We start from the raw sequence: 18,330 nt of genomic DNA on the forward strand, positions 1-18,330 counted from the left end.
AATCCTGTTTTCCCAAAAAGATAGCTATCGTGTACAATAAATACAATCTAATTATTGTCATCAAAGGAGCCATGTCCATGCTACCGCTTTATAAAAAATACGGACGAACTGTCTTTGACATCGCGTTGCTCGTATTAACCGTGTATGTGATCATGTACGGTTTCAGTCAATTATACCAAGTGGCTGCACCGGTCTTTCTATCATTCATTGTGTATTGGATGATAGAACCGCTGGCCAAATTTTTACATCGTAAAGGATTGCCCAAGACACTTGGAGCCGCCATCTCCGTCTTGTTGTTTCTTGCTTTGATTGTCGCTGCCTTTTTTGGGGTAGGCTTGATTATCATTTCACAAATTTCCAATCTTCAAGATAATTTCCCGGGTTACATTGAAATGATACAGCGTGAGTTTACCAATCTGGTGTTATTCATTCAGGACAAGTCAGACGCTCTCCCTGATGGGATTATGGATAAAGCGAATGATTATTTTGCAACACTGACCGGCTTCCTGTCCAAATGGGTAACGAGCGGAGCGCAATTCGTTGTAGGTTTCCTCAGTTCATTCTCTTCATTTATTACGAACTTCGGAATTGCGATTATTCTGGCATTTTTCCTCAGTATCGAGATCGAATCCTGGCGCAAGTTCGCCCGTGCGAAAACGCCAAAAACATTAAAGTTAGCTATTGAATTCATGCGTAATCACGTGTTCAAGACGATCCGCTCGTATCTGAAGGCACAGATGATCATGATGCTCATTACCTTTGTATTGATTTATGCAGGTTTGTTGATTTTGGGAACCTCTAACGCCTTTACAATTGCAGCGATCTGTGCGGTTTTTGATCTGGTACCATTGCTTGGCGTTCCTGTTATATTCATTCCATGGGTCGTCTACTTGTTCATTGTAGGCAATAGTAGCCTGGCCATCGGCCTGATTGTGATTCTTGCAGTGACAATGCTGACACGACAATTGCTGGAACCAAAAATATCGGGTAACTCGATTGGTGTATCTTCGGCGTACTTGATGCTTTCGTTTATGCTGATCTCCCTTTCGATCTTTGGCCTGGCAGGTGTAGTGTTATCTCCAGTGCTTCTGATCCTTCTGAAAGAACTGTTACAACAAGGGTACCTGCAAAAGTGGATTCACCTGCCAAAAGATGAATTTGAATCCTCTCCGTTGGTCATGGACCCACCGATTAACACGGCCTCAGCAAGTTCTGCCGAGTCTGTAATTCATACACCTGTTCCTGCGAAGGATCACGAAGACCCAGCCAAATAGTCCATCACCTTCCTAAAGAGAGCCGTCGCCTGGTGATGGCTGTCGGGTGAGACATTTTGGACAAGAACAGCTACGGCGTACTTGGGTTGTTCTATCGGTCCATAACCAATGAACCATTGATTGTTACGCTTCTCCCCATGTTTCTGTACCTGAGCTGTGCCTGATTTCCCTGCAACATGCCACTGCGCACGCTGCAGGGATTTTCCTGTTCCCTCACGAACTACCTTATTCATCCAGGATAACAATTTATGCGCTGTTGCGGGAGCAATCTGTCCTGCTGCTGAAGGGGCATCGTGCAAGGGCATCTCCAGCATGACGCCACCATCCGCATACCGGATGCGCTCTACGAGACGTGGGGCACTAACCTTTCCGTCATGCAAAAGTGTCACGATCAAATTGGCGGCTTGCAGCGGTGTAACCAAGACATCTCGCTGACCGATAGCTGTCTGTATTTTCGCACCTTCATCACCAGAAGAAACAGCCTCTGTTCTCACACGCCCGTGATCCTCATGATCAAAGTGTCGTAACACGGGCATTCCTGCCACCTGCTTCCCCTCCCAGCCAATCGGACGCGTGAGTCCCAGACGATCAGCTGTGTTCTCCAGTTGCTCCATACTAAGCCTGCGCGCCGTTTCCGCGAATACGGTGTTGCAAGACTCAGCGAATCCTTGCTCCAGATTCAGGTCTCCATGTCCATGCTCCTTCCAGCAAGACAGCCCATATCTTCCGTACTCACCACCACAATGGAATTTTTCTCTGTTAGAAACTGCGTGATACTCCAAAGCGGCAGCGGCAGTGACAATTTTGAAAATGGAACCCGGCACGGCTCCCTGTACTGCACGATTCCCCCAGGCCGATTGCTTGGGGTCCACATGTTGCGGCTGATAGAAAGGGCGGGAGATCATGGTGCGAACATCTGCGTTAGTGGCATCTAACACAACCACGGCCCCTTCTTGTAATCCGGATTCTTCCGTCAACTGCTCCAGCCCACGCTGCAACCGGGCATCCACAGTGGTTTCTACACGTAAAGGATAATGGCTATTGGCCGGTGCAATGACGTGCGGCTGAATATCAGGGATAATCTCTCCACCACCCGAGACCATGCGTGATACGAGCGTAGGGCCTATTCCCCTTAAAAGGGGTTCAAGTGTCCTCTCTAATCCAGCTGCTCCTGATTTCATGGCAAATGGATGTCTTACTTCATCCTGATGCCCAGTTAGAACTTTGGAGGACTCAGGCTGTTCAGCCAGATAACCCATCCACTGCATTCCTGTATGCCCCGGAAGATACCTTGTCATCATCGGATAGATGCCAGCTTCTTGCAGGTGCAAACTACGTAGGCGCTCCACCTGAGCAGCGGTCAAATGAACAGGCTGATGTGCACCTGCTGTCCAGAAATGAGGTACACTTTCCTGATTCCATTCCTTCTTCAATTGTTCCAGATCGGTATGTAATATAGCTGCCAACTGTTTCATCTCCGAGCCTTCTACTGCTCTTAGCTTGCGTAATTTTTCTAATGGTCCTGCCTGCGGATAAAGGACCATGCCCCATTGCAGCTTACCCGTCAAAGCCTCACCCTTGTAATCCGTAAATTGTCCCCGTCCTGGGTCAAGCATCACCCCGCGTTCACGCTGCAATACAGACATTTCACGTAACGTTCGGTGGAATCCAGGCATAGTCCGATTTACCTGAACGATCTGGACCCATCCCAATCGTAATATAAGCAATCCAAAGATAAGAGTTAGAAAAATACAAATGAAATAGATTCGCCGTTTCGCAAGAAGATGCATCCCAATCTCACCTTTTATCGTTTTGACATATTATTGCTGATACGGCTTAGAATTATCCGGTAAACAACAAGAAAACCTGTCCCATGTAGGGGACAGGCTTCTCGGCAATATGAATCCGCAATTCCACGGACATGCTTTTATTTTTTTGTTACACCGTAAAGCGTGACAAAGTGTCTTTCAGTTCAGTGGACACATTCTCCAGCTTGCCAGACAGATTGACCAGCTGGTTACTGATATTTTGCTGTTCACTGCTCAAGGAAGCTACTTCTTGAGACGTTGCAGAAGATTCTTCAGCTACAGCGCTGACATTGCTCATCGCTTCAGACAACGTACCTTGAGATTTGTTCAAATCTCCAATAGAACCTGTCACCATCCCCAACCGTTCCACAAAGGCACCCATCTGTTCCTGTACGGAAGCGAAAATGACGTTGGTGTCCTTAACCGCATCCATCTGTTCCTTGAATAACGGATAGGCTGCAGATAATGCCTCCACGGTCTCATTCATTTCAGCCATGATTTTGTCTGTAATCTCCCCAACCATCTCAATGGATTGTCTGGATTGAGCCGCAAGCTGACGAACCTCATCAGCCACCACCATGAATCCGCGTCCGGCTGCACCAGCACGTGCTGCTTCAATCGTCGCATTCAAGGAAAGAATATTCGTCTGTTTCGTTATGTTTTGCAGCACTTCAAGCACTTTTAGAACAGAGGACGTACTCTCTTTCAGCGAATCCACCTTATTCACCAGGGCCCCAATCATTTCTTCTGTCTTCTGGGTTTTGGTCATCAACTGATTCAGATGTTGTGTTCCTGTCTGACTGGATTTCTCTACATGACGAGCAGAATCACCCATCTGTTCATTAGCAGCAATTACACTCTGCATCTGACGAGAGATATTGTCAGTTAATTCATTACCACGTTCTGCTTCCGTTGCCAAACTGCCTGCACCGCCTGCGATCTCTTCTGTGGCTACGGCAATCTCCGAAGCAGATACAGCCGTTTTCTTGGATGCACTGCTCAGCTCAGAGGCTGTATCTAATACTTCCTGTGCAGAACGATTCGTTTGTTCAACCAGCTTTGTGATCTGCTCCATCATCAGATTGAATGCGGTCGAGAGCTGACCGATTTCATCTTGGGAGCTGTATGGTGTACGAACTTTAAGATTACCTTTAGAACCTTCCTGCATCAGGTCTTTCAATTTGCCGAGTGGACGAGCGATCATACGCACCATCCAGACCCCGATCAATACTGCAATGCCCGCATCAATCAGCGCCATCCACAAGGTCAGGGTCAGAATACCTTTTGCATCCTGAACCAAAACAGAGGTAGGTATCATCCCAACCAGTTTCCAATTGGATGTATCCATCGTACTGTATACAGCCAGCATTTCCGTGGATTTGCCATCTACCTGATACTTCGTATTCGTACTACCAGCTGGTTCGGTCAACTCTTTGACAAATGCAAGGTCTGTATCTTGTCCCGTACGATCCGAGATCGAGGATGCAACCACTTTATTATCCGGAGCAATCAATTGAAGAACAGCTCCTGGCCCCAGATCAAGCGATTTCAATTGCTCCTCCAAGACTTCCAGTTTTAGTTCAATTACCAGAACATACGACTGAGTAGTCCCTTGCAGATTTTTCATGGAACGTGCAATTTTGAACGTTGGGGTTGAGCCATCTTCCTCGATCTCTGTTGGAAGCCAGCGATAACCGCCCGCCTCAATCAACTCACTGTACCATGCTTCCTGACGAATGCTGCCCATGGATGAACTGTTGTTGCCCGTACCCATAATGGACTTTGTATCGTCCGTAGGCACCAAATAAATCGCTTCCATAGATTTATTTGTAAATGCAACATTGGACAGTTGCTTGTTGATTGAACTTGAGTTCACAAATGTATCATACGCAGTCAGATTTTGATCTGACATCTTTTGCAGCAAGGACTGCATTTCCGGATCAAAGAAAATCTGTGTGGATGTGTCCACAAATCTCTCCAAAATAATGTCCATTTTTTGTTTGGTCTGATCAATCGTCTCCTGATTGGCACGAGACGCATTCTTCTCTATCGTACCCTTGGCTTTTGAATAGGATAATAGACCTAAACTCACTACAAAAATCATAATTCCCGCAAAAAAGATCAAGAACAGTTTAACCCCTACGGATTTAACCGGATTTGCCTTCTTAATCTGTTGAAAAGAAGAACCTCCAAAGTTTTTCCAATCCCTGTTTTTGAATTGTTTCTTCACCCAATCCGTCTTGATCCAGCCCAACTTGAGCTTGCTACGATCAATCTTGAACCTACTCTTGCCATTACCTGTCGTTTTGCTTTTGACTGCTTTTTCTTTCTTCACTTTCTGAACCTGCTCAGGGTTAACCTGCTCAGTTTTTGTCACTTGCTCCCCACTGTCTTTCTGCTTCTTTTGAACCAATCCCATTCACCTGCCAGTAATTTACTTGTTGGATTTTTCTTTCTCTCCCCTATAAATATGTAGTATTCGACAGATTTCTTCGTTCCCCTTTCACTTTCCAGAAATATTTTACAACTTTATTCCTATTTTTCTATAAAAAAAAGACCCCCATCTGCCGATAAACGGAGGTCCCAAATGTAAATTCCATAACACTATTTTGTTAAATCATAATACAATATTGGCACAATGTAGGTATTTGAGCCTACTTCTTTTTTCTCATCATATCGAAATACGAAACCGGCTGATCCACCTTCATTTTAACCAGTTGCAACGGGTGACGGGCCGCATCTAGAACATTGCCTTCTTCATCCTGTATTTCGCCGACCACCTGTTTGAAAAAGTGACCTCCCGGACCGAAAAATTCGATTTCTTGCCCTGGTTTGAAGTGATTGCGCTGTTGAATGGTTGCCATTCCTGTTTCGGCATCATATCCCATAACCAATCCAGCGAAGTCAAAAGGTACAGCCTTTTCTTCCGGTTCATAGATATGATCTTCATGGTCTGGTGTGTCATAGAAAAATCCGGTATTTAGCGGGCGATTCGCCGCTTTGTTCATTTCTTCAACCCATTCAGGTTTCAGAACATAATTCTCCGGGTCTGCCATATAGGTGTCAATGGCTTGACGGTATACGTTAACCACAGTTGCCACGTAGTGGATCGATTTCATACGTCCTTCGATCTTGAAACTGTCCACACCCACATCAATCAACTCGGGAATATGGCCAATCATGCACAGATCCTTAGATCCCATGGAGAAGGAATTATCCTGTTCCTGGAACAGAGGAAGCTGGTTCTCACCTAGTTTGAATGGCGCAGGTGCCTTCAACTGCATGTCCTCTTCGCTGACCCACACCGTATCTTCTCTCGCATCCTCGAACAAATCATACTTCCAGCGGCAAGACTGGCAACAGCCACCCCGGTTGGAGTCCCGATCCGTAAAGTGATTGGAGAGCACGCAACGTCCGGAATACGAGGAACACATCGCCCCATGAATAAAGGCTTCAATTTCGATATCCACATTGGCCTTGATCTCTTCAATCTCTTTAAAGCTGGTCTCACGTCCGAGAACAACTCGCGGGAGTCCTTCATCTTTCCAGAACTTCACGGCTTGCCAGTTGAGTGTGGATTGTTGGGTACTCAGATGTACCTCAAGGCCTGGCACAGCACGAAGGGCTACTTCAATAATAGCCGGATCAGCTACGATGATCGCAGAGATCCCCGCATTATAGAGGTTTTGCAGGTATGTTTCGATCCCCTCAACATCCTCATTATGTGCATAGATGTTCGTCGCTACAAACACTTTGGCTCCATACTTTTTGGCAAACTCCACACCTTCACGCATCTCTTCAAAGCTGAAGTTATCCGCGTTGGAACGCAGTCCATAGGCCTGTCCACCGATATATACGGCATCTGCACCATAATGGATCGCAAATTTCAGTTTTTCCAGATTACCCGCCGGAGCTAACAGCTCCGGTTTGTCCAGACGGTTACGTTTACCCGAGAACTTCCGCTGTACCGCCACTGTTTCCATTCTGTTCACCTCGTCTATTAATACACTTGTTCTTTATAGAAAAATCCAAACGACAATTCACGTTCAGGGTCCTGTAATTTCCGTACTTCATCCAACCACTCTTCGGAGAACGCATATGCATCAGCATCGGCTACATAACTGTCAATCGCTGTCCGATATGCACGTACAACCGCTTCATTGTAGGTAAGTGATTTTAACATGCCTTCAATTTTGAAACTATGCACACCCGCCTCCATCAACAGATGAAGATCTTCAAGGATACATATATCCTCAGAACTCATAATATGTGTGCCATTGATGTCCTCATAGATCGGGAACTTCTCATCCCGGCGTTCAGCCTCGATCAGAAACAATCCACGTTCTTTACCCAGGTGTCCCTCAACCGGTCGTCCTTGATGAGCCATATAACTTTGCACCAGGCTGCGCTTGGAATGATATATATTCGTCATGCCATGTACCTGAACCTGAGCTTCCACCTTGAGAAAAGGAACCATCTCCGTCAACTCGTCCATATTCAACTCACGGGCAAGCACAACGCGACTCGCTCCTTTGGTTCCCCAATAGTTGGCCGTTGCATAGTTCGTTGAAGTCATCTCCGCATTCCAGTGCAGCTTCACATGTGGCGCATATTCCTTCATGGTAGCCAGTACGGATGGATCATTAAATTCCACACCGTCAATACCGATTCTGCCAAGCGCTTGAACATATTCAGGTAATTCTTTTAACAGCTCGTTGGACATCAGATTCGTCATGGATACATACACATGCGCCTGATGTTTGGCCGCAATGGCAACCACCTCTGCTGTCTCCTCCACACTGAAGCTACCTGGAAGACGCATGCCGAATCGATCGTCTCCAATAACCAGAGCATCTGCTCCAGCCTGGAACAGCACTTCTGCCTCTTTCACATTCGCTGCTGTAACGAGCAGTTCATGTTTCTTACTCATATAATCCCCTCCGCTTATTGCGCAGCCTTACTTTTGGCTATATTTTGCTGATGTTCCTTATACGTTTTGGCAAACAAATGTCCAGATGAGCCATCCTTTTTCGTCACGTAGAACAGATACTCCGAAGCTTCCGGATTTAGCGCAGCTTCAATCGATGGAATACTTGGACTGGCAATTGGACCTGGTGGCAGACCTTTATTCAGATACGTATTATACGGACTTTGCACCTTTAGATCCTTGTAAAACAATCGCTCCTTCGGCTTGTCGAGCAAATATTGCACGGTAGCATCAATCTCCAGCTTCATATCCTGATTGATCCGATTGTAGATTACACCTGCAACCAGAGCACGTTCCTCGTCCACCACAACTTCTTTCTCCACCAGAGACGCAATCGTCAGCAGTTCATGCAGGGAAAGGTTCTTTTCCTGCAACTTGGCTTCCAAATCAGGAATTGAATTAATCCTGGTCTGGAATTCTTCCAGCATCCGCTGCATCACATCATGCGTTGAACTTCCCTTTTTCAGTTCATACGTCTCCGGGAACAGATATCCTTCCAATACGTAGCGAAGTTCTTCATCCACTGGAATATCTTTGATGATAGCTACATCGAAGGCCGAAGGATCATTGGCCAGCTTGATGAATTCATCCCGATCTAAAACATGCTCATAAGAAAGCTTGCCCGCCATTTGCAGGACAGTATAACCCTCCGGAATCGTAAATTTCACCATTTCCTCCGGTACAACTTCACCACTACTCAGCTTGCTTACAATCTCATCATACGTCACGCCAGGATTCATAGAATATGTACCCGCCATGAAATTGGAACCTAGTTTCTTCCACTTTAAATATCCTTTAAAGGTTAACCCGCTTCGAATAAGGCCTTCTTCCTGAAGCTGATCCGCGATTTTTGATGTTCCCGATCCACTCTTAATCTCAAATACGACCGGTTCTGCAGAAGCTTCCATGGGACGCATCATACTCCATACATAACCGCCTGCGCCTCCACCAAGAACTACAATGATAAGCAGTATGACTACTATTGCTTTCCCTTTCAAAAAAGAAACAACTCCTTTACACAACCAAAAAGAGCGGACTTCTCCGCCCTCCCGGTTTCTTCAATTTGAAGCTGATTAATCTTCGTCAATGGGGAGAGTACATTCATCATAAAGCTCCGAGATGTTCTCCCACTCATCATCATCGTCGATCGTAACTAACTCTGGCATGATCTGGTCTTCACTTCCAGGTGATACTCGCAGAAGTTCAACCTCGTCATAAGGTCGCAACGAACTGCGGAGCACCGCGTACTGCTGACCGTTCACTTCGAACTCAGCCAGCAAGTCATACGGTTGTGATTTACCGTTCTCTTCCTCGAGCTCAACATGAGCACCGAATGCCAGACGCAGTGAATCTGTCCATTTCAGGTCTTTGCGGCTATATTCCGTCATTTAGTTCGCTTCCTCTTCATCTTCAGCAAGAAATGTATTAAACGTCTCCTCGACGATATCCCACTCGGCATCATCTTGGATGACGAAAAGTTTGATATCTTCGCCCTCTTCTTCATAACGGAATGCATATACATCCGTTTCGCCATCTTCAGGTTCAACCGGAGCAACCATCATATACTTGGCCTCCGAACCGTCTACTTCAAACTTCATGATGACTTCGAATTCCTCTTCATTACCCTCGTCATCCGCAATGTAAATAATTTCCGCTTCTTCTTCCATACCCAGTTGATCTTCAGCCATTGTTGATCCCCCTCACCTTCTACTATTGGCATCCAAATAATTTTGCAAAATCAAGCTTGCGGCCATTTTGTCCACAACCTGCTTGCGTTTTTTTCGACTGACATCCGCTTCGATCAGCGTACGTTCTGCTGCCATGGTTGTCAGCCGTTCATCCCAAAGGTGAACAGGTAAATTCAGTTCATCCCGCAGGCGTTCGGCAAAAGCAATGCATATCTCACCGCGCGGACCTACGGTGCCGTTCATGTTTTTGGGAAGTCCGACTACGATCTCACTAATCTCATGCTCACGCACAAGTTCGGCAATCCGAGCGAACTCGCCTTCATCACGGCGGCGTTCTAGCACTTCCAATCCCTGGGCAGTCCAACCGAAGGCGTCACTCGCGGCAACTCCGATTCTTCGGTCCCCATAATCCAAACCTAATATTTTCATCCATGCTCTCCCATCCTGGGGCCTGCTCAGGTCGATTCAACATCGCCTTCTCAAGCTTCAGGCTGTCTTCTGTCGGTTCATTTCCCGCTGCCTGCATGGCTGCAATACAGCGGAATCGGCGTACATTACCGGTGATTGGCCAGATAGGAACGTACAAGCTCTTCAATCAGCTCATCGCGCTCCTTTTTACGGACCAGACTACGTGCGTTGTTGTGACGAGGAATGTATGCCGGGTCTCCGGAAATCAGATACCCAACAATCTGGTTGATCGGATTATACTCCTTATCGACCAATGCATCATATACTGTGAGAAGAATCTCTTTGGATGATGCTTCCTGTTCGTCACCTTTCACATTAAATTTAACCGTCTTATCCATGGAGTCCATTGATGACACCTCGCTCCTGCATGAACATGGGGACCATGTCCTGCCGAATTGATTTCTGTTTATATAATAACATATTCTGACTGCCACAAGTAAACAAAGGATAAGGCAATTGTGTTTTTTGCTTGTCCTTTACTGGCTAACCAGCGAAACCGCCAGTTGCAGCGCTTCATCCAGCTTGGTCGCATCCTTGCCTCCGGCTTGCGCCATATCTGGACGTCCACCACCGCCACCACCGCATACTGCTGCGACTTCTTTGACGATTTTACCTGCATGCAATCCTTGTTTTACTTGTTCAGCAGGTACAGCTACAACAAAATTGACTTTGCCATCCGCTGGAGCACCCAATACGAGTACCGCGTTAGGCAATTTTACTTTCAGCTCATCTGCCACTGTACGCAACGCATCCATGTTCGGAGCATCTACGCGTGCTGCCAGCAATTGTGTATTTCCTGCTTGTACCACTTGATCGGTCAATTGACCAGCTTCCATGGCACTCAGCTTGCTTTGCAGGGATTCAGTCTCTCTGGCTGCTTCTTTCAGTTGCAGGTTCAGACCTTCAATCCGTTTAGGTACATCAGCCACATTTGCTTTGAGCAGCGCTGCTGATTGCTTGAGCAGTTCCAACTGGCTTTCCACATACAGATATGCGCCGCGGCCAGTTACAGCTTCGATCCGACGAACGCCGGAGCCGATTCCGCTCTCGCTCACCAGTTTGAAGATTCCAATCTCTGAAGTATTATTTACGTGACAGCCGCCACAAAGTTCCAAACTGTAGTCTCCGATTTGAACAACACGTACAATATCTCCGTATTTTTCGCCAAACAGGGCCATTGCACCCATTTCTTTGGCTTCATCAATAGCTTTCAGCTCGATGTTTACGTTCAGACGATTCCAGATCTGCTCATTCACCTGACGTTCAATCTCTGTCAACTCTTCCGGTGTGATACTACCGAAGTGAGAGAAGTCAAACCGCAGACGCTGTGGATCTACGAGCGATCCTGCCTGGTTTACGTGTGTGCCGAGCACATCTTTGAGTGCCTTGTGCAGCAAGTGAGTTGCTGTATGGTTTTTGATAATGTCGCCACGTTTCGCTGAATCCACTTCGGCGTTAATCACATCACCTACACGCAGTTCACCAGACTCCACAGTCACCAGATGTACATGTTGTCCAAGTGGAGCTTTGAACAAACCTTGTACTTTCGCTGTTACACCAGCACCTCGCAGCAAGCCCTGATCACTCACTTGACCGCCACTTTCCGCGTAGAACGGAGTCTTGTCCAGAACAACCTGACACGTCTGTCCTTCGCATACAGATTCAACAAGGGCGTCACCAGCTACGATGGCTACCACTTTTGCTTCCGTCAACAGGTCAGTATAACCAACAAACTCGCTTTTAACCTCAAGGTCAGCAAGTGGTCCACCTTGGACTTTCATGCTTTCATTCTCTTGACGCCCAGCACGTCCAAGTTCACGTTGTTTCTGCATGGAAGCATCAAAACCTTCACGGTCCACAGTCAGACCATGCTCTGCGGCATAATCTTCTGTCAGGTCAAACGGGAAACCATACGTATCATACAGCTTGAAAGCTTCAGGTCCGCTAATAACCGTGCGTCCTTCGGATTTGGCATTGCCGCTGATATCAGCCAGAATAGCCAGACCATCTGTGAGTGTTTCGTGGAAACGCTCTTCCTCGGTTTTGATTACTTTGGCAATGAACTCTTGCTTTTCTACTACCTCAGGGTAGTACATGCCCATCACTTCACCAACGGTTGTTGTCAGTTCATACAGGAATGGACGGTCAAGTCCAAGCACTTTTCCATAACGAACTGCACGGCGAAGCAAGCGACGGATGACATATCCACGTCCTTCATTACTTGGCAGAACGCCATCACCTACTGCAAAAGCAACTGTACGGATATGATCGGCAATGACTTTCAGTGCAACATCAATCTCTACGCTGTCGTTATATTTCACACCCGCAAGAGCGGCTGTTCTTTGAATCATCGGTTGGAACAGGTCTGTGTCGAAGTTGGAATCCACATTTTGCAGAATGGAAGCAAAACGCTCCAAACCTGCACCTGTATCAATATTTTTGTTAGGAAGCGGCGTGTAACTGCCATCCTTGTTATGGTTGAACTGGGAGAATACCAGATTCCATACTTCCAGGTAACGTTCGTTTTCCCCACCTGGATACATTTCAGGATCACTCATGTCGTTTCCATAAGCTTCGCCGCGGTCATAGAAGATCTCGGTACAAGGTCCACATGGGCCTTCGCCGATATCCCAGAAGTTTTCATCCAATTTAATGATACGCTCAGCAGGCAGTCCCACTTTTTCGTTCCACAGTTTGAAAGCTTCTTCATCTTCCGGATATACCGTTACTGACAGGCGTTCCGGATCGAATCCGATCCACTCTTTGCTGGTCAGGAACTCCCACGCCCATGTTACGGTCTCTTCCTTGAAGTAGTCTCCAATGGAGAAGTTGCCGAGCATTTCGAAGAACGTATGGTGACGACGCGTTTTACCAACATTTTCAATATCATTGGTACGGATACATTTTTGGGAGTTCGCAAGACGCGGATTCTCCGGTTTCTCACGTCCATCAAAATATGGTTTGAGCGGTGCCATCCCTGCATTGATCCACAAAAGAGAAGGATCGTTGTGAGGTACGAGCGATGCGCTCGGCTCGATTTTGTGACCTTTACTTGCAAAAAACTCTATCCATTTGGACCGGATTTCACTGGCTTTCATACTGGATGCCCCCATTAAATTATAATAGTCCGTTGCGTATTCGCTCCGGTTGGTCAACATTGTTTTTGTAAAAAGAAACACAAAAAACGCCCCTGAATAATCAGGGACGATGTTATCGCGGTACCACCCTGGTTATTGCTGTTCATCCCTTGCTGCCCGGACAAACAAACAATCTCCTCGTTCATGCGAAATAACGGTCGCTCCCGGCAGGGTTGTCCTGCACTCCGAAATTAGCTTTCCGCCGCTTCATCTTTCAAGACTCTTCCAGCCAACAGTTCAGGCTCACCCTGATCCGAAGAAGTCTATTCTCTGAGGAAAGGAACCCTCGGCGTACTTTATTTCATCATCGATTTCATGTTCTAAACATACACACTCATTATATCGGTAGCACAAGCGGGTGTCAACGCGGACCAGTTGATGTTCTAGGTCTACTATTTAGTCGGTCCTTCGTTTGATGTAATAGGCGAAAAAATGTTGCACAATCACCTTCAGGACGGCAAAAACGGGCACCGCCAGAATCAGACCTACAATGCCTGCCAGTTCGCCTCCGACGAGCAGTGCAAATATAATGGACAGTGGGTGCAGATGCAACGTACGCCCCACCACCTGAGGAGAAATAACGTTGCTCTCCAGCACTTGGCACAGTGTATTCACAATGACAACGAGCAGCACCATTTTAAACGATACGGTTGATGCCATAACCACAGCAGGAGCAGCCCCAAGGAACGGCCCCAAGTAGGGCACAATGTTAAACACAGCTACAATGCTTGCAAGCAGCAGGGCATACGGCATATCAATGACGATGTAGCCAATATAGGCAAAGATGCCAACAATGACACAGACAATAAACTGGCCCCGAATGTAGTTCCCCAGTGCGGTATCAATCTCTTTCATCACCGAGACAATCGCTTTACGACGTGAACGCGGCAGATACGCCACAATGGTGCGCTCAAATACCTCAAAATCTTTTAACATATAAAAGATCAGAAATGGCACGATAAACACATTGAATAACACATTAATGGTTGCCCCGATATTGTCCATGAGCACGGTAATTCCCTGAGTTAGTCGATCCTCCATCTGAAAAAACCAGCTGTTCATGCCTGTTCGCACACTTGGCGGCATTAATTTGTGATCCATATTGTTCATCAGGCTCTGTGCACGCATGGACAGCTCCGGCATATGCTCGTTGAGTTCCCCCAGCTGTTCAATCAATACCGGAATCACATTCATCAGAATGACACCGAGGCAGGTCAGGAAAAAGGCATATATGAGTAGTACCGCAATGGTACGCGGTACCTTGCGCCCTCCCAACATGCTGACAATCGGATTAAGAACATAGGATATGATAAGGGCTATGATAAATGGGGCCAGCACTGTTTTCAGGAAAGCATATATGTGAAGCAGTAAAGGCCGCAGCAGCCATATAAAATACAGAATAATCAACCCGAGCAGCAGCCAGATCGCGTAACGGAACAGCTTGTGTTTAGTTAATTGCTCCACGTGCATCCCTCCTTTTGGACTGGCTCTGTGAGTCAGTATATGTAGGAAAGGTAATATTTATTAACACAACGCAGAAGCGGAAAGCAGCAACCCTCACATTTTCTCATGAACCAAAAAAACGCCTCCTTCATCAGAGAAGGAAGCGCATCTTGCCGTCCGGATTAGCATATAATCTACCATGTCTCTCCCGAACCATTATGTAACCGCATCTATATACATCTGCCAACAATGGATGACAGCATTCCATGACAGACATTGTCAAGAAACCGCATATAGAGGAAGTTATCCTGCTTATTAAGAAGAAGCGTGAATATGAGGGAAGTCTTGCGGCAGCTCGTCCCCGAAAAAGAGATCATCCAGGGAGCTAAGCGTACCGTCTTCTTCCACCTGATATACAGACATTTTCTCACCGTTCACCGTTAATTCAATAAAGCATCCCCAGCAATAAAACTGGTGGGAACCAATTTTCCCAATATCTTTGGAACTACAGTTTGGACATTTCATATTCATTCACCTATCCATTAACAGAATGAATGGCATTTTCCAAGCGTTGTTCGCTCAGCGGCGGCACCATAATGGCACTTTCCCCGATGGACATATCGCTTGTACATGGCAGCCATTTGCGGCCCTCGATCAGATCGGACACAAAACCGTCCGTAATTTCAATCCCTATTATTGTATTTCCCAACTCTTGGTCAAAATAAACATCAGAGACACGCCCAAGCAGCAAACCTTCTTCGGTGAGCACGGACATCTCCTTCAATTTAGACCGACCGAGGAGGTACGTGTATTTTATGTCGTCGGCTCCCGTCTTGCGGACAGCCTGTTGATTACGGATCATGACGGCATCCTCGCCGTAGGCAACGATGTCTTGCCACTGCACGATTTTGACATGATTGGTAAACAGGCCTTTGTTCTCAAGTTCAATGCCTTCAATCTGCCAATCATCATTCACAATGAAATCCTGGATTTTACCGACCTGCTTCCCGTCCTCAACATCAAAAACGGCAAGTCCGATCATTTCCTGAAGCTTCATCGCTGGGTCCCCCTCATCTTCTTATCATTAAATAGGCGCGGCGCTATTGCTAGGTATGCCCAAAGTTGATGAGTGGCAATCAGACGCCGATCATCAAAACCGCTTCTATCCAACCGATGAAATGGAACTTCTTCCCTCCTTCTGTTCCATGTGTAAAGTTCCCCTTAGGGTCTATTACGCAGTCGTCCAAGAATGGTTCCAATTTTTTCGGCGGTTATCATGATTTCTTCCGTAGTATTACCCAATCCCCAGCTGAATCGAATCGCAGAGTGTAAAAAAGTCTCAGGCAGATCCATCGCTTTGAGTACATGAGATACCTCAAGCGAACCGGAAGTGCAGGCCGAGCCGCTTGCAACAGCGATCCCTTCCATATCCAGATTCATTAACATCGTCTCTGTGGACACTTCCGGAAAGCTGATATTCAGGATGTTAGGCAGCGTGTGCTCCGGGTGCCCATTCACATGAAAGTGCTCCGTCCCCACATGAATTTCGAGTTGTTCCAACAGAAGTTTCCGTAATTCCAGATCATGCTGACGATGCGCTTCCGTATGTGCCGAAGCAATTTTGAGAGCCTCGGCAAATCCGACAATGCCAGCTATATTCTCTGTACCCGCGCGCCGCTGACGCTCTTGCAGCCCACCATGAGCTCTAGCTTCCAGCACAATCCCACGCCGTACATACAGTGCACCCACGCCCTGAGGTCCATTGATTTTATGAGCAGAGAAACTGATCAGATCCACAGGCAGTTCTTTACAGGAAATATTCTGACTGCCCAGAGCCTGAACCGCGTCGGTATGGAACAGAATATCATGCTGACGGGCAAGCTCACCGACCTCACGGATCGGCTGAATGGTGCCCACTTCATTGTTGGCATACATCATGGTAATCAGCACCGTATCCGGCCGGATGGCCTCTTGCAATTCATCCAGATCTATTCGTCCATGACGATCAACAGATAGATAGGTTACTTCATAACCTTGCCGCTCCAATTCCTGACACGTGTGCAAAACAGCATGGTGCTCAATTGCGGTCGTAATGACGTGTTTCCCTTTGTCCTGTCTTGTTGAGACTGCCCCAAATATTGCCAGATTATCGCTCTCCGTGCCACCTCCGGTAAATACCAATTCGTCCGGGAAACAGTCCAAAGACGCCGCAATGACATCCCTTGCTCCGCTGACAGTCCGTTTGGCATCACGCCCAAAGGCATGGATACTTGATGCGTTGCCATATTGCCCTGTCATGACGTTCATCATCGCTTCTGCGACTTGTGGATGCATAGGTGTCGATGCGGCGTGATCCAAATAAATTCGTTTCATTTATCTTCACCCCGTTATATGTTGAATTTCTATCTCATGGCATACTATTAAAATTGGAAATCTAAACGAATGCTTTATTGTTGCATCTTCGTGTATAATGTTCTATATCCATTTCAAAAAGGAGAGAGCGACATGAGTGATCCCATTCTCGGGCAGATTCTGAATCAGCTTCAACAAATGGACAACCGATTCGACAGCATCGACGTACGTCTTGAAAAGATGGAAGACAGACTAAATACCATGGAAAGTAGATTAGACACCATAGAAGAACAAACCAAGAACATCCCACTTCTTCAACAAGCTGTTCTGGAAACATTGACCGTTACGAAACGACTTGACGCTTCCCACTCCGCCTCTGAACGCAAAGTAACTACCGAATTGAATACCCATCAGCACAGCATTGATATTTTGAATCGCCGTCAGTTACGCATGGAAGCTGATATAGAAACTTTAAAAAGTCGCTGATTCACAAGATATCCAGTTAAGCTCACACTTGACCAACTTGTAAATCCGCGGCTGATTACATAGTCCTTACTTCCCTGAAGCGATCTGTAGAAATTGAAGAACAAAGTACCCATTGGTGCGTGTTCAAAGAGTCTGGTTTTCAATACCGAGAAGATCAGACTTGTTGAACTACCTCTATCGGCATGTCTAAAGCCCCCAAGTTGGGGGCTTTAGTGTGTCTTCTGTGATGCGAATGAATGACCTCAAATGTAAAACATGTAGCTGTCTTTTTTGTCCTGATCCTGGAAGGTAATCAGGTCTTTCAGTGTTGTGGAATCCAATACTTCCGCAATGCCGTCCCGGATACGCAACCATAGATCACGCTTCGCCGGATCATCTTCCTCTGTGAAGTCTACTGGAGAGATTGGCCCTTCCAGTACACGAATTACATCGCCTGCAGTTACGGTTGCAGGATCACCTGCAAGGATATAACCGCCGTAAGCACCTCTAATACTCTTCACCAGTCCTGCATTACGCAGTGGAGCGATCAGTTGCTCCAGGTAATGCTCTGAGAGCTGGTTGCGCTCGGCAATGCTTTTAAGTGATGTAGGGCCTTCGCCTGTTCTGGCAGCAAGCTCCATCATGATTGTGAGGCCGTAACGGCCTTTTGTCGATATTTTCAAAGGAGTCACCTCTTTCAATTTTCAG

At 46.7% G+C, this 18,330-nt stretch carries 17 protein-coding genes; 2 read left to right on the forward strand and 15 right to left on the reverse strand.

Annotated elements, in window-relative coordinates; genetic code table 11:
* The first annotated feature begins 77 nt into the window (after window positions 1-77).
* Window positions 78-1,274, forward strand: coding sequence for an AI-2E family transporter (locus tag ABTV53_RS21690; protein WP_433746364.1), 1,197 nt, complete (start codon window positions 78-80; stop codon window positions 1,272-1,274).
* On the opposite strand, the gene ABTV53_RS21695 is transcribed toward ABTV53_RS21690, so the two are convergent.
* The 14 genes from ABTV53_RS21695 to ABTV53_RS21760 all read right to left on the reverse strand — a co-directional run bounded on the left by ABTV53_RS21695 (window position 1,253) and on the right by ABTV53_RS21760 (window position 17,178).
* Entirely contained in the window at window positions 1,253-3,064 is a 1,812-nt protein-coding gene (locus tag ABTV53_RS21695; protein ID WP_433746367.1) for a peptidoglycan D,D-transpeptidase FtsI family protein, read from the reverse strand. The genes ABTV53_RS21690 and ABTV53_RS21695 overlap by 22 nt on opposite strands.
* Window positions 3,065-3,212: 148 nt before the next feature.
* A complete protein-coding gene (locus ABTV53_RS21700) occupies window positions 3,213-5,501 on the reverse strand; it encodes a methyl-accepting chemotaxis protein (protein ID WP_433746370.1) in 2,289 nt (762 codons plus the stop codon).
* Window positions 5,502-5,736: 235 nt separating this feature from the next.
* The gene (locus ABTV53_RS21705) at window positions 5,737-7,065 is read right to left on the reverse strand and encodes a peptidase U32 family protein (RefSeq protein WP_433746373.1); all 1,329 of its coding nucleotides are present in this window, start codon (window positions 7,063-7,065) and stop codon (window positions 5,737-5,739) included.
* A 17-nt stretch (window positions 7,066-7,082) separates the two neighbouring features.
* Window positions 7,083-8,012: a peptidase U32 family protein gene (locus ABTV53_RS21710; protein WP_433746376.1), complete on the reverse strand. Its 930-nt coding sequence runs from the start codon at window positions 8,010-8,012 to the stop codon at window positions 7,083-7,085.
* 14 nt (window positions 8,013-8,026) lie between these two features.
* The gene (mltG, locus tag ABTV53_RS21715) at window positions 8,027-9,067 is read right to left on the reverse strand and encodes an endolytic transglycosylase MltG (protein WP_433746379.1); all 1,041 of its coding nucleotides are present in this window, start codon (window positions 9,065-9,067) and stop codon (window positions 8,027-8,029) included.
* 75 nt (window positions 9,068-9,142) lie between these two features.
* Complete coding sequence (locus ABTV53_RS21720) at window positions 9,143-9,457, reverse strand: DUF1292 domain-containing protein (protein ID WP_047844066.1); 315 nt, start codon at window positions 9,455-9,457, stop codon at window positions 9,143-9,145.
* Window positions 9,458-9,757 carry a DUF1292 domain-containing protein gene (locus tag ABTV53_RS21725; RefSeq protein WP_433746382.1) on the reverse strand — a complete coding sequence of 100 codons (300 nt, stop codon included), beginning with the start codon at window positions 9,755-9,757 and terminating at the stop codon, window positions 9,458-9,460.
* A gap of 12 nt (window positions 9,758-9,769) precedes the next feature.
* Entirely contained in the window at window positions 9,770-10,186 is a 417-nt protein-coding gene (gene ruvX / locus ABTV53_RS21730) for a Holliday junction resolvase RuvX (protein ID WP_062835871.1), read from the reverse strand.
* A gap of 125 nt (window positions 10,187-10,311) precedes the next feature.
* The gene (locus ABTV53_RS21735; RefSeq protein WP_036616950.1) at window positions 10,312-10,572 is read right to left on the reverse strand and encodes an IreB family regulatory phosphoprotein; all 261 of its coding nucleotides are present in this window, start codon (window positions 10,570-10,572) and stop codon (window positions 10,312-10,314) included.
* 129 nt (window positions 10,573-10,701) lie between these two features.
* The gene (gene alaS / locus ABTV53_RS21740) at window positions 10,702-13,323 is read right to left on the reverse strand and encodes an alanine--tRNA ligase (protein WP_433746385.1); all 2,622 of its coding nucleotides are present in this window, start codon (window positions 13,321-13,323) and stop codon (window positions 10,702-10,704) included.
* Window positions 13,324-13,758: 435 nt separating this feature from the next.
* Window positions 13,759-14,826, reverse strand: a complete 1,068-nt coding sequence (locus tag ABTV53_RS21745; protein WP_433746388.1) for an AI-2E family transporter — start codon at window positions 14,824-14,826, stop codon at window positions 13,759-13,761.
* Window positions 14,827-15,120: 294 nt separating this feature from the next.
* The gene (locus tag ABTV53_RS21750) at window positions 15,121-15,330 is read right to left on the reverse strand and encodes a hypothetical protein (RefSeq protein WP_091027674.1); all 210 of its coding nucleotides are present in this window, start codon (window positions 15,328-15,330) and stop codon (window positions 15,121-15,123) included.
* A gap of 10 nt (window positions 15,331-15,340) precedes the next feature.
* Complete coding sequence (locus ABTV53_RS21755; RefSeq protein WP_145323979.1) at window positions 15,341-15,862, reverse strand: PRC-barrel domain-containing protein; 522 nt, start codon at window positions 15,860-15,862, stop codon at window positions 15,341-15,343.
* 164 nt (window positions 15,863-16,026) lie between these two features.
* Window positions 16,027-17,178, reverse strand: coding sequence for a cysteine desulfurase family protein (locus ABTV53_RS21760; RefSeq protein ID WP_433746393.1), 1,152 nt, complete (start codon window positions 17,176-17,178; stop codon window positions 16,027-16,029).
* Between the two features lie 132 nt (window positions 17,179-17,310).
* On the opposite strand from ABTV53_RS21760, the gene ABTV53_RS21765 reads away from it, so the two are divergent.
* On the forward strand, window positions 17,311-17,643 hold the full coding sequence (locus ABTV53_RS21765; protein WP_433746396.1) for a hypothetical protein: 333 nt from the start codon (window positions 17,311-17,313) through the stop codon (window positions 17,641-17,643).
* Between the two features lie 242 nt (window positions 17,644-17,885).
* Here ABTV53_RS21765 and cymR read toward each other — a convergent pair whose 3' ends face one another.
* On the reverse strand, window positions 17,886-18,305 hold the full coding sequence (gene cymR / locus ABTV53_RS21770) for a cysteine metabolism transcriptional regulator CymR (RefSeq protein WP_076212458.1): 420 nt from the start codon (window positions 18,303-18,305) through the stop codon (window positions 17,886-17,888).
* Window positions 18,306-18,330 lie beyond the last annotated feature (25 nt).

It is taken from the genome of Paenibacillus amylolyticus (genome assembly GCF_050990605.1).
GTDB lineage: Bacteria > Bacillota > Bacilli > Paenibacillales > Paenibacillaceae > Paenibacillus > Paenibacillus amylolyticus_H.